Here is a 12861-nt window from a genome sequence, read left to right on the forward strand (position 1 = left end):
CCCCGCCCTTCTCGTCGCCGTGGATGTTCGCGTAGATGCGGATCTTGGGCTCGGCCTCGACGACGTCGGGGTTCTTCGAGACCTCCATCGCGATGATGTCGTAGGCCCCGTCCTGGCTCGCGCCGAGGTTGTGGAGGCGCGTGATGTCGGGGTGGGCGTCGTGCTGCTCGAGGAGATGCTCCATGAGGCTGCCGGCGGGAGGATTCACGGTGTCGAACCTGGAGGGGGTGTAGTAGCTGGTCGCCGAGGTGTACGACGCCGAGGCCTCCGTCCAGCGCTGGCGGTCCTCCTGCATCTCCGCGTAGAGGATCTCGACCTTGAGGCCGCTTTCGGAGAGCACCTCGAGCTGCTCGGCGGTGACCAGGGCCTTGACCACGTCCCCCCGCACCCCCACGATGTCGATGTGCCGGTCGTAGAGGAACTGGACGTCCTCCTTGCCGGCGGTCGTGACGTTCACGAGGGTGGCGGTGTCGTACGTGTCGGCCCGCGCGGCGGCCGGCACAAGCGCCGCGAGCAGCAGCAGTCCCGTCCGCAAGAAGCCGATCGCGCACTTCACCGGCGACGATCCTCCACCTCGCTAAGACATACGGCGAAACCCGTGACATCCCCCGCGCAAATCCGATCCCGCGCCTCGAGGGCGCTCTCGCTCCGGCGGCTCCGGCGGGCGTTACGACTTCAGCGCCGCCCGCACCCCCTTGGCATAGGCCGGATCCGCCTTCTCGAGGTGCGCGAGCTGGCGTCGGATGATCTCGGCGGGAACCCCACGCATCGCGCCCGCCATCGCCCGGTGCAGTCGCTCCTTCTCCGCCGGCGGCAGCAGGCGGTAGAGCTGCCCCGCCTGCGTGTAGTCATCGTTCCCCTTCCGATGATCGTAGCGGTCGGCTTCTCCGCCGACGTGGAGCGGCGGCTCCTTGAACCGGGGATCCTCCGCCGGTCCGCCGAAGCTGTTGGGCTCGTAGTTCACCGAGCCGCCGCCGTTGTCGTCGAAGCGCATGGCGCCGTCGCGATGGTAGGTGTCGACTTCGCACCGAGGCCGGTTCACCGGCAGGCTATCGTAGTTGACGCCCAGCCGGTAGCGGTGCGCGTCCGCGTACGAGACGATACGGAACTGGAGCATCTTGTCCGGGCTGTGTCCGATGCCCGGCACGACGTTCGCCGGCGAGAAGGCGGACTGCTCCACCTCGGAGAAGTAGTTCCCGGGGTTACGATTGAGCTCCATGACCCCGACTTCGATCAGCGGGTAGTCGGCGTGCGGCCACACCTTGGTGAGGTCGAACGGATTGAACGAGGCCTTCTCGGCGGCAGCCTCGGGCATGACCTGGACCATCAATCGCCACTTCGGGAAGTCCTTCCTCCCGATGGCGGCGTAGAGGTCGCGCTGGTGGCTCTCCCGGTCCTCGCTGATCAGGCGCGCCGACTCCTCGTCGGTCAGGCAGGCGATCCCCTGCATCGTCTTGAAGTGGAATTTCACCCAGAATCGCTCGTTGGCGCTGTTGATGAAGCTGTACGTGTGGCTGCCGTAGCCGTTCATGTGGCGGTAGCTCTTGGGCAACCCGCGATCCGAGAAGAGGATCGTCACCTGGTGCAGGCTCTCGGGCGAGAGCGACCAGAAGTCCCACATGGCGATCGGGCTGCGGAGGTTGGTCGCGGGGTCGCGCTTTTGCGTGTGGATGAAGTCCGGGAACTTGTACGGGTCGCGGACGAAGAAGACGGGCGTGTTGTTGCCGACGAGATCCCAATTCCCCTCGTCGGTGTAGAACTTCATGGCGAAGCCGCGGACGTCGCGCTCGGCATCGGCGGCGCCGCGCTCGCCCGCGACCGTCGAGAACCGCACGAAGCACTCCGTCTTCTTGCCGGCGGCGCGGAAGATCGACGCCTTCGTGTAGCGCGTCATGTCCTTCTTGCACGTGAAGACGCCGTAGGCGCCCGAGCCCTTGGCGTGGACGACCCGCTCGGGGATGCGCTCGCGGTTGAAGTGGGCGTGCTTCTCGAAGAGCTGCCAGTCCTGAACGAGCAACGGGCCACGCGGGCCGGCCGTCAATGCGTTCTGGTTGTCGCCGACCGGGATGCCGGCCGACGTCGTCAGCTGCTTACCATTTTTCTTCTTCATGGGGTGTCCTTTCAGGGGTGCATTGTACGTTGTTTCGTCCGTGGCGACGTCTGGATTGCAATGGAGACGAACAAGGTTCCAGTCAGGCGTCGAGGCTGGCTAGAACCGGTAGCGCACGCGCGCCGCGACCGTCCGCGGGGGAATCACGTGCGTCCCTCCGAACACCGAGAGGATGTTGTAGACCCCCTTCTCGTCGAAGGCGTTCAGAAGATCCACCTGGATCGAGAGCGGGATCTTGTGTTTCTCGAGATCGACCCCCGCGGAGAAATCCCAGACCGTTCGCGCCTTGATCCGGTTGGGGTCGAAGTCCCCCCCGCTGTGGACCTCGACGTAAGGCGCCGCGAAGGCATTGTCCGGATCCGCCAGGAGGCTCTCCGGGTCGGCGTCGGTGACGAGCCCCGAGTCGTAGCGGACGTTGGCTCCGACCCAGAACCCGCTCTCCGCAATGTCGTAGGTGACGGCGCTCTGGAGCTGTAGGTCCTGATCGTGGTCGATCAGGAACGGTCCGCCCGCCAGGCTGTCGAGCGCCCCCTGGTCGAGGAACAGGCCGCCGACGGGCGGCGCGACGTAGATCGCCCGCGTGTGCCCAAGCGACATGAATCCGCGGAAGCCGGCGACCTGGGCCAGATCCAGCCTGGCGTTCCATCCATGGAGATCGCCCCCCTGGAACGCCAGGGGGAAGACAGCTCCAGTGTTCAGGAACTGATCCTGATCCCCCGCGAACTTCGATCGCCGTTTCCAGAAGTCGAGGTCGAAGCGCAGCTTCGAGCCGAGCCGCTGCTGGAATCCCGCGTCGTAGGCGCTCTGCCGCTCGGAGCGCACCGGGAGGACGCCGCCGCCGAGCCCTCCCGACTGCTGCACGGCCGGGGGGACGATTTGAGCCGCCTGGGACGAGGAGCTGAGCAGGATGTTCTCGTACTCCGGGGTGAACAGCACACGGTTGTAGGAGGCCCGCAGGACCGTACCGGTCCGTTTGACGTAATACGCGAAGCCGATCCTCGGCTCGAGCTGCGCGTCCGTGACCGGAAGGTCGTTGTGGTCGTAGCGGAGCCCGAGGTTGGCGGTGAAATGCGCGACGTGGATGTCGTCCTGGACGAATCCGGCATAGTAGGTGCCCGTTCGCGTCTGGTGGAACCTGAACTCCGCCCCCCCGCGGGTGAGATCGTAGGGGGCGAGGTCGGGGTTGTAGTCCGGCGACTCGGGATCGTTCAGGGTCGGATCCGTCAGCCCGAAATCGAACCTCTCGTCGATCGGGATCCGCTTGTAGACCCCTCCCACCTTGAACTCGTGACCGCCCACGGTCCAGGTGAACGTCGGTTGGATGCCGTAGTTGTCCAGGGAGCGGTCCGAGGTCGCCGTCACGGGGGTGTCGCCCGCGGACGGATCGAGCCGAAACGACGCGAACCTCCCGAACACGGCTACGTCGAAGAGTCGCGAGCCGGACATGACGTGCTGCCAGCCGAAGTTGAGATTCTGATCGTTCGTGCGGACGCGCTCGTCTTGGCCGGCGGCTTCCTGGGTGAAGGTGTTGGGGACCCCCCGATGCGTCTGTCCCAGGAGGGCGGTGAGCCGGAACGAGTCGTCGGCCGTCGGTGCCCAATCGAGGCGCAGGAAGCCGCGCGCGGTGTCCCCGTGGTTGTTCAGATTGCCGGGATTGACCGGATCGAGGAACCGGTCCGACTTCGATCCGTCGACGGACGCGAAGAGCCCGAACTTCTCGGTGCCGTAGGTCGTCGAGAGGCCCCCCTCGTACGTGCCGAACCGGGAGACGCCCGCGAGCACCTCTCCCTTGACCGGGCCGGCGCCGAGGCCCGACCGGGTCGCGAGGTTGATCACGGCGCCGATCTTCTCGCCGAACTCAGCCGGGACGTTCCCGTAGACCACCTCGATCGATTGCGCGATTCCCGGATCGATGGAGTTCGAGAACGTCACCCCGGTCTGATCGGAGATCGTCTGACCGTCGACGACGTACTCGTTCTGGCTGTGAGCCCCCTGGAAGTGGTACCGGCCGTTCTCGTCCTTGGCGAATCCGGGGGTGGAGGTGATGATCTGCTCCATGGCGCGGGATGCGACGGTTGCGGGCGCGGTGGCGATGTACGACTTGTCGATGTCGATGTGGCTCATCGAAGTGTTGGTCTCGAGCTGGGTCACGTCGGCCACGGCCTTGACCGTGACGGATTCGGTCAGCGCGGGGGTGAGCTCGACCTTCAGATCGAGGCCGATCGGGGACCGGATCTCCACCGAGAGGTCGATCGGCTGGAAACCCGGCACCTTGGCTTGCAGCCGGTACGGGTTGAAGGGAACGTTCAGGAACCGGAAGCTCCCATCGGCGCCCGCGGTCGCGTTGGCTCGAAACCCCGTGATGGAGTTGCGAAGCTCGAGGGCCACGCCCCCGACGCCTTGCCCATCGGGGCGGACCACCTTGCCGCGGATGGGGCCCACGCCTCCTTCGGCCCGAGAGCGAGGGAGCAACGCCGCAAGGGCAAAGACGCAGAGAACGATCGCAAAGGAACGGATGACCACTGAGGATCGCGACATGAGATACCTCGATGTACGGCTCGTACTCGGCCGGCGAACGAAAGCGGTAGCCGCCTGAGCCTGCGAGCAGGAGCCCTGCTCGAAGAGGCAGGGACACCCGAGCGCACGGAGCGCTCGCTCAGGCGAACGAGACGCCGTCAGACCATGGCGTCTGCCTGCCCCACGCACACGTGGGACAGGCCCGATAGGGGAATCGGGCTACGCCGCGATGCCGCAGGAGGTAGGTGGGGCTCGGGACGGGCAGGGAAGGAAGGATGCGACGAGAACCGGTAGGAACCGTTCGGTCGAGACGATCCCCTGGGCCTCGCTCGGACCCGAGAGAGGGATCGAGTTCTCAGGAACCGGAACGGGGACGTGGGAAGCGAGACACGCGAGGCACGAATCCTCTCGCGAGTGCTCCCCACCCGAAGGCTGCTGTGTGGCGCGCAGCGCCGTGGGTCCCGGCAGACCGTGGTTGTGCACCGAGGAAGCGACGGCAAACGCCGCCATCCAGGCCGCGAGGAACCCCAACATGAGGCGCCGGCGAAGATGCGAAGTCCCATCACGAATCATCTTCGGCCTCCTCGAAATCGGAGAATCCTACGCCGAAGCCCAAACGGCTGCAAACCGTTGCCTCACCTCGCCGGGCCGATCGCGGCGCGGGAATCAGGCCGGCGGACCCGTCCGAAGGAGGAGCGAAAGAAGCTCCGGCAGGCGCTCGATCCGGGCGTCCCCCCCATCGAGCCGGTAACCGACGAAGGCCACCCGCGCGGCGCGCGACGCCTCGAGGTCGAGGAGGGTGTCCCCCACCAGCACGGCGCGCGTTGGTGCGCACCGGAGGCGCTCGAGGGCCAGCACCACGAGGTCGGGGTCGGGCTTGCCCCGCGGCACCTCCTCTCCGCCGGCGACCGCGTCGAACGCATCCTCGAGGTCGAGCAGGCGCAGGATGCGTCGCGCCAGAGCGGACGGGCTGTTCGTCACGACCGCTGTCCCGATTCCCGCCGCCCGGAGCGCGCGGACCGTCCCGGCGACTCCCTCTTCCCCCCGCACCTTCGGCAGGTGGCGCTCGAACCCCTCGTCGTACTCCCGGGCCAGCACCTCCGGCGACTCTCCGGGAAACAGCGTCTCGCAGTCGGCCTTGAGCCCCTGGCCCCAGCAGGCCCGGATCCCTTCCGGTCCGACCGGCGCCATGCCCCTCCGGAGCCGGCACTCGTCCACCACCGCCACCCACGCGTCGAACGTGTCGACCAGCACGCCGTCCATGTCGAACAGGACCGCGGCGGGCGGCCGGGGGATCTCTCGTCGTTGCGGGTCTCGCGCCATGGGCCGCCCATTGTACGGGAGAGCCTGGTTTGACAGGGCGCGGGACCCGGGGTAGCTTCAGAGATTACGGAGAACGTATAGCTTGAGCAGGCCGCGCGACCCGCGACGAATACACCGGCCCGGTGCCGTCCTCGTGGCGGTTGCCCTCGTCTTCTTCGCGGTCGCCGGAGTCGTCCACCACCACGGCCTTCCGCGCCGGGCGAGCGCTTCGCCCGTGCTCGACGCCGATCCTCACCATCGCGAGTCGGATTCCGGACCGTGCCTCGCCTGCCGAAGCTCTCACGAGCAGATCTCGCTCGTCGTGCCTCCGCCCTCGACCGGTCCCATGACCGCCGAGCCCTGCCGCGCCGTGGCTCCGGAGGTGGCGTCTCACCGCGCATCTGGCCGCGACGCCGGCGGCTGTCGCGCGCCCCCGACTTGCCGTCCGATCTCCGCCTGGGCCTAGACGCTCTCCGACGACCGTCCCTCGGGACGGCTCGGCCTCCGCGGCGGCCGCGCGTGCGATCGCGCCGGGGGCCTGGCGAACGGTCCAACGGATCCGGCCGACCGTTTCCCGTGCCGAACAAGGATGACCAACGATGAGAGCACGTTTCCCGATCGTCGTCCCGCTGACGCTCGCCGTCGCACTGGCGCTGTCGGGCGCGGCGCATTGCTCGGAGCCCGCCGACGACGACCGCGTCGGCTCGCTCGAGAAGAAGCTCGCCGAGATGCAGCGCGTCTACGAGGCGCGGATCGCCGCCCTCGAGGCCGAGGTCGCGGCCCTCAAGGGCTCTCGCCCCCCGATCCCGGTGCCCGAGGCCCCGCCGGTCCCACCGGCCCCGACGCCCGCCGCGCCACCCTCGCAGACGTCCAACTACTTCAATCCGAGCGTGTCCCTGATCGGCAATTACCTCGGCGTCGGCGGCAAGAACCGCACGGAGAACTTACCCGCCTCGAGCCTTCGCGAGTCCGAGGTCGGCCTCCAGGCGATCGTCGACCCTTACGCCCGGGCCGACGTCTTCCTGTCGTTCGGCGAGGAGGGGGTCGACGTCGAGGAGGGGTATGCCAGCTTCACGTCCCTGCCCTGGGGCCTTCTCGCGAAGGTCGGCCGGATGCGGACCGCGTTCGGCAAGATCAACTCGCTGCACCTCCACGTCCTCCCCTGGCCTGACGAGCCTCTCCCTCTCGTGAACCTCCTCGGCGGCGAGGAGGGGTGGATCGGCTCCGGCCTGTCGGTCGCGAAGCTGATTCCACTTCCGGGCGACGTGTTCTCGGAAGCGACCTTGCAGGTGTTCGGCGGGGACGCCGGTATCGACGGCCAGCTGTTCAAAGCCCCGGAGAGGAGCGATCTCTCCTACAACGGCCACTACCGGATCTTCAGCGATCTGACCGAGGCGACGAACCTGGACCTCGGCCTCTCCTACGGCGTCGGGCCGAACGGCTCGACCGGGAGCTCGAAGACCCGCCTCGGGGCGATCGACGCGACGCTCCGGTGGAAGCCGCTGAGGACCGCGACGTACCGCTCGGTGACCCTGCGCGGCGAGCTCATCCGGAGCCGCAAGGACCTGCTGGCGGGCGCGCAGACCGCGGACGGCTGGTTCCTTTCCGGCGACTATCAGCTCGCGAAGCGCTGGTTCGTCGGCGCGCGTTACGAGCGCGCCGACCATGCGGACGACGCCGCGCTCCACGATACCGGCGAAGCCGCGACGCTGACCTTCTGGCCGAGCGAGTTCTCGCAGCTTCGCAGCGAGCTGCGACGGCGAATGTACGCCGACGGCGAGACCGCCGACGAGGTCCTGCTGCAAGTCCAGTTCGCCATCGGCGCCCACGGCGCCCATCCCTTCTGAGGAGTTCTTCATGAAGCCGTCGAAGATCCTTCTTTCAGCGCTGCTCGTGGTCGTCCTGAGCGGCCCCGCGATCGCGAAGGTGCGGGTCGTAACGAGCCTCGACGACTTCGCGTCGATCGCCGAGTCCGTCGGCGGCGACCGGGTCACGACATTCGCCCTCGCCAAGGGGTACCAGGACCCGCACTTCGTGGACGCGAAGCCCTCGTTCATCCTGCAGTTGTCACGGGCGAACCTGCTGATCGTGGCGGGGCTCGAGCTGGAGATCGGGTACCTCCCGCCGCTGATCGACCAGAGCCGTAACGACGCCATCCACCCCGGCTCCCCGGGCTACCTGGACGCCTCCATCGGCTGCGACATCCTGCAGCGCCCGACGACGCAGGTGACGCGGGCGATGGGGGACGTGCACCCGTACGGCAACCCGCACTACTGGACCGACCCGGACAACGGCCGCGTCATCGCGCACGCCATCGCCTCCAAGCTCTCCGAGCTCGATCCGGCCGGGACCGCGTCCTACGCCGCGAACCTGGCTACGTTCGACGCCAAGCTGGCCGCCAAGGAGAAGGAGTGGGCGGCGAAGATGGCGCCGTATGCCGGGAGCAAGATCGTCACGTTCCACGACTCGTGGCCGAACTTCGCCAAGCACTTCAAGCTCGAGATCGTGGGCCACGTGGAGCCGAAGCCCGGGATCCCGCCGTCCCCCACCCACACCCTGGAGATCATCAACCTGGTCCAGGCCGACAAGGTCTCCGTGATCGTCGTGGAACCCTACTTCGACCTCAAGACGCCGAGATTCATCGCGGACAAGACCGGTGCCAAGGTGCTGGTGTTCTACCCGTCGGTCGGGGGAGCGCCGGAGATCAAGGATTACTTCTCGCTGTTCGATCACGACATCGACGGGTTCGTGGCGGCCATGAAGGGACACCCATGACCATCCTGGAGATCCTCCTCCCGGCGTTCGTCGCCAGTCTGATCCTGACCGGCATCCACGCCTACCTCGGCGTCCACGTGGTGGAGCGCGGGGTGATCTTCGTCGACCTGTCTCTCGCCCAGATCGCAGCGCTCGGCACCACGGTCGCTTACCTCGCGGGGCACGACCTCCATTCCAACGCCGCCTGGGTCTGGTCCCTCGGATTCACGTTCCTGGGCGCGGCGATCTTCGCGTTCACGAGGGTGCACCGGAAGACCCGCATCCCGCAGGAGGCGATCATCGGAATCGTCTACGCGGTGTCGGCCGGAGTAGCGATCCTGGTCATGTCGAAGGCGACCCAGGAGACGGAGCACCTCAAGGACATGCTGGTGGGCAACATCCTGTCGGTCACCTGGCCGGAGCTGATCAAGACCGCGGTTCTCTACGCGCTGGTCGGGATCTTCCACTACGTCTTCCGGGAGCGCTTCCTCCTGATCTCCCTGGACCAGGCCGAGGCGGAGCGCCGCGGATGGAACGTCCGGTTCTGGGATTTCCTCTTCTACGTCTCCTTCGGCTTCGTGGTGACCTCGTCGGTCGCGATCGCGGGGGTGTTGCTCGTCTTCTGCTTCCTGATCGTCCCTTCGGTGACGGCCATGCTCTTCTCCAGCCGGCTGGGGACGCGCCTCGCCATCGGCTGGACGATGGGGGCCGCCGTCTCAGCCGGGGGGGTCGCCCTCTCCTTCATCCTGGACCTGCCCACCGGCGCCACGATCGTCGCGACGTTTGGCGGCGCCCTCCTGATCCTCGGTGGGCTCCGGCTGGCGGCGGGAAGGTGGAATGGCGAGCCTCCGAGGCCTTCGGTCGCCTAGCGCCGGCAGGACCAGGGGTCCCGTCCGCCCTCAGCTCCTGATGTGCCCCTCCGGCTCCTCGGGAGGCTCGCTGGGCGCGAAGCGGGGCGGCCGCTTGAGGTGGAACTCCGTCGCCTCCTCGAACGCCATCGCGACCTGCAGCGCGTGGGACTCGCCGAAGAGGCGGCCGACGAACGTGACGCTCGTCGGCGTCCCGTCGGACGGGCGGAAGCCGTTGGGAACCACCACCGCGGGGTGCCCGGTCAGGTTCGTCAGGAGCAGCACGTCGCCGCCGAAGCTCGGCGCGACGATCACGTCCACGTCCTCCATGAGCTTGGCCATCTCACGCATCACCAGGGTGCGAACGCGGTTGGCGCGGAGGTACTCCACCGCGGGAACCTCCTGGCCGAGACGGAAGACGGTGGGCCAGGCGTCCGCCACCTGCCGGACGAGCTGGGCGTCCCGCCCCGAGCGGGTCAGCTCGTCGAACGCGGCCGCCGCCTCCGCTGACAGGATGAGCGACAGGGAGCCGACCGGGAGGCCGTCGGGGAACTTCACCGGCGCAAGATCGATCCCCAGCCCCCTCAGGGCGTCGAGGGTCGCGTGGTCGATCACCTGCCACTCACGGAGCCCCGGCTTGTCCTCGTCCTTCTCGGTCCCCTTCGCGTAGTCCTCGTCGAAGAGCGACTGGGCCACGCCGACCCTGAGAGTCCGGACGTCCCGCCGCGGCCTCCACGAGAACGGCCGATCCACGGCGGTCGGATCGAGGCCGTCCGCTCCCTGGATCGCGTGGAACGCGATGGCGCAATCCTCCACCGAGCGGGCGATGGTCCCCACCTTGTCCATGCTCCAGGCGAGCGCCATCGCGCCGTACCGGCTGACCCGGCCGAACGTCGGGCGGAGCCCCGTCGCGCCGCAGCGCGTGCAGGGGGAGACGATGCTCCCCCAGGTCTCGGTGCCGATCGCGAACCCCACGAGCCCCGCCGCGGTCGAAGCGGCCGACCCGGCGGACGAGCCGCTCGATCCCTGCTCGAGCTTGTACGGGTTCTTCGTGACCCCGCCGAACCAGGTGTCCCCCCAGGCCAGCTCGCCGACGCTGGTCTTGGCGACGAGCACCGCGCCGGCCTCCTCCAGGCGGGCGACCACCGTGGCCTTCTCGGGCCGGACCTGGTCCTTGTACGGGGCGGCGCCCCACGTGGTCTTCGTTCCCGGGACCGAGAAGAGGTCCTTGACCCCCCACGGGATGCCGTGGAGCGGACCGCGGTAGCGCCCGGCGGCGATCTCGCGGTCCGCCCGCTCGGCCTGCCTCAGCGCGGAATCCTCCAGCACGCTCACCGTGCAGAGGAGCTTCGGTCCGAACCGGGCGATCCGGTCCAGGTACATCCGCGTCAGCTCGACCGAAGAAACTTGCCGGCTTCGGACGTGCGCCGCCAGCTCCGTCACCGGAGCGAACGCCAGCTCGTCCCATGACGGCGGCTCATCCGGCTCCTCCTGCTCCGGCAGGTCCAGCGGCTCGACGGCCCCTCCGGCGTCGAAGGGAGCGGGATCGAAGACGATCGCCGGGGGCACGGCGTTGTCGAGAGGCACCGCGCGGAGCTTCGCGAGGTCCGCGAGCTGCTGCCCGGCGCCCTCCAGCATCAGCTTCCTCTGGTCGTCGGTCAGCTTGATCCCCGAGATCCACTCCGCCTGCTGGATCATCTCGGCTGAGACCTTGGGGCCGGCGGGCCCCTGGGCCAACGCCAGGAGCGCCCTGGAGAACACCGCCGAGCCGATCCCGGCCGCCGAGATCGCCTTCAACACCGCGCGCCGCGGCCAGTCCCGGCGCGGCGCCGTTCCCGTATCTCCGTGAGCCGTCATGGGACCCTCCTCGAGGGGACGAGGATACCGCAGGGCGCGCCGGGGTGTGCTGGCCACATCAGGAGCGAGTCCGTGTCGCCCTTCGGAATCCGGTCTTGGTGTCGATGTTCAGAACGGCTTTCCGGGCAATCAGCCCAGCTGCATCCTAACTGCACTATTGACGCGCTCTTCATGCCAAGCGTAGGATGAAGGCAGTACATTAGATACGTGCGAAATAGCACTGCGCACCGGGGGCAAAAGCAGCACATCTGACTACGGCATGGGTCGGTCGTTCCAGTCGCCGCGCAGACACGCGACGATGGTCGTTTCGCGTCGCGGCGCTCTGGAACGGAGGAGATGCCATGTACACAGCAAGGCGTACTCTGGTGGCATGCGTCGCGATGGCGACCGTGCTCAGCGCGCTTTGCGCCGCTGAGGTCAAGGACAAGCCCAAAGACCTTGGCCTGGTCGAGAAGGCAGGCACGCACCTGGGTCAGCTCGAGATCACGGTCACGGGACCGCGCGAAACCGCATCGCGTCTCACCGCGGCCGATTTCGAGGTTCAGGTGGGTAAGCAGTCGATCGAGAACTTTCATCTCGATCCCTTGTGTGTAGCCGATCCCTCGACGACGTTGGCTCGACCCGCAAGCTACGTGTTCTACTTCGACCAGAGGCACCTCACCCCATCAGGGCGACAACGCGCACTTGCCGTCGTGCGCGAGATGGTCTCGCGCCTCATTCTGGATGGGAGCCGCGGCATGGTCGTATCGAGCGCCAAGAAGCTCAAGGTGTTCACACAGTTCACGTCCCGGCCGGAGGAGATCCTCAAGGCGATCGAGGATCTCGAGCACGATCCCGACCAGGTCGACCCGTCTCCCATCGAGGAGGAAATGCGAGTCGAGGAGATCCGGTCGGCGATCGACAACAAGGATGGTTCGACTGACGACGACGGCGACGGGAGATGCAGAGGGACATTCATAGGGCACGACGAGCAAAACGACGCCGAAGCCGCCGCAGACCGCCGGGCCGGTGGACCTCCATCCTCCGCGGCCCGGAAGGATGTCACGTCCGTCGCGGTTCTCCTCGCGAAGCGTTACAACCAAGACGAGATGGCGGCAGCCCGGGAAGACTTTCTCAGAATCGCGGGTGTGCTCCGCCGACTCGGAGGCGTCGAGGCGCCTAAAGTGTTCCTATATTTTTCCGACACCATGAGACGGAATGCGGGCGAACACTTCGTGAGGATGCTACCCCCGGGGGCCTTCGTGTTTTCCCGCATCTCAAGAGCGGGGAAAGTCGGCGGCGGCTCCGTAAGCACAGTCTCCGAAAATGGAGCGTTTGCGTCGCACTGGGGCGAGACGGCAGGTTCAGAAGGCGCCTACGAGGAGGTGCTCGTCGAGTCGGCAGCACAGAACGTCCGGTTCTATCCCGTCCAAGCGGAAGGGCTGACGTTTTCCTCTCCGCGCGGCCAGGACGCGCAGGACACGCTCGCGTCCC

The 12861-nt window shown here is 67.5% G+C and carries 9 protein-coding genes; 4 read left to right on the forward strand and 5 right to left on the reverse strand.

Annotated features, from left to right (window positions below; translation table 11 throughout):
• From LAO51_17710 to LAO51_17725, 4 genes are all read right to left on the reverse strand, one after another.
• A partial coding sequence (locus LAO51_17710; GenBank protein MBZ5640577.1) for a hypothetical protein occupies nucleotides 1-556 on the reverse strand: 556 nt, incomplete at its 3' end.
• Between the two features lie 111 nt (nucleotides 557-667).
• On the reverse strand, nucleotides 668-2110 hold the full coding sequence (locus LAO51_17715) for a catalase (protein ID MBZ5640578.1): 1443 nt from the start codon (nucleotides 2108-2110) through the stop codon (nucleotides 668-670).
• Between the two features lie 99 nt (nucleotides 2111-2209).
• The gene (locus tag LAO51_17720) at nucleotides 2210-4552 is read right to left on the reverse strand and encodes a TonB-dependent receptor (protein MBZ5640579.1); all 2343 of its coding nucleotides are present in this window, start codon (nucleotides 4550-4552) and stop codon (nucleotides 2210-2212) included.
• Between the two features lie 741 nt (nucleotides 4553-5293).
• On the reverse strand, nucleotides 5294-5950 hold the full coding sequence (locus LAO51_17725; GenBank protein MBZ5640580.1) for an HAD family hydrolase: 657 nt from the start codon (nucleotides 5948-5950) through the stop codon (nucleotides 5294-5296).
• A 578-nt stretch (nucleotides 5951-6528) separates the two neighbouring features.
• Between LAO51_17725 and LAO51_17730 the strand changes: the two genes are divergently transcribed.
• Genes LAO51_17730 through LAO51_17740 form a run of 3 tightly spaced genes read left to right on the forward strand, consistent with a single transcriptional unit; the run spans nucleotide 6529 to nucleotide 9552 of the window.
• Complete coding sequence (locus LAO51_17730) at nucleotides 6529-7776, forward strand: hypothetical protein (GenBank protein MBZ5640581.1); 1248 nt, start codon at nucleotides 6529-6531, stop codon at nucleotides 7774-7776.
• A gap of 10 nt (nucleotides 7777-7786) precedes the next feature.
• The gene (locus tag LAO51_17735) at nucleotides 7787-8704 is read left to right on the forward strand and encodes a metal ABC transporter substrate-binding protein (GenBank protein ID MBZ5640582.1); all 918 of its coding nucleotides are present in this window, start codon (nucleotides 7787-7789) and stop codon (nucleotides 8702-8704) included.
• Nucleotides 8701-9552: a metal ABC transporter permease gene (locus LAO51_17740; protein MBZ5640583.1), complete on the forward strand. Its 852-nt coding sequence runs from the start codon at nucleotides 8701-8703 to the stop codon at nucleotides 9550-9552. The genes LAO51_17735 and LAO51_17740 overlap by 4 nt, the downstream gene beginning before the upstream one ends.
• A 30-nt stretch (nucleotides 9553-9582) precedes the next feature.
• Here LAO51_17740 and LAO51_17745 read toward each other — a convergent pair whose 3' ends face one another.
• Entirely contained in the window at nucleotides 9583-11388 is a 1806-nt protein-coding gene (locus LAO51_17745) for an amidase (protein MBZ5640584.1), read from the reverse strand.
• A 341-nt stretch (nucleotides 11389-11729) separates the two neighbouring features.
• Here LAO51_17745 and LAO51_17750 point away from each other — a divergent pair.
• Nucleotides 11730-12861: hypothetical protein (locus tag LAO51_17750; protein ID MBZ5640585.1), on the forward strand; the 1132-nt coding region annotated here is incomplete at its 3' end.

The sequence above is a fragment of the Terriglobia bacterium genome (genome assembly GCA_020073205.1).
Taxonomy (GTDB): domain Bacteria; phylum Acidobacteriota; class Polarisedimenticolia; order Polarisedimenticolales; family JAIQFR01; genus JAIQFR01.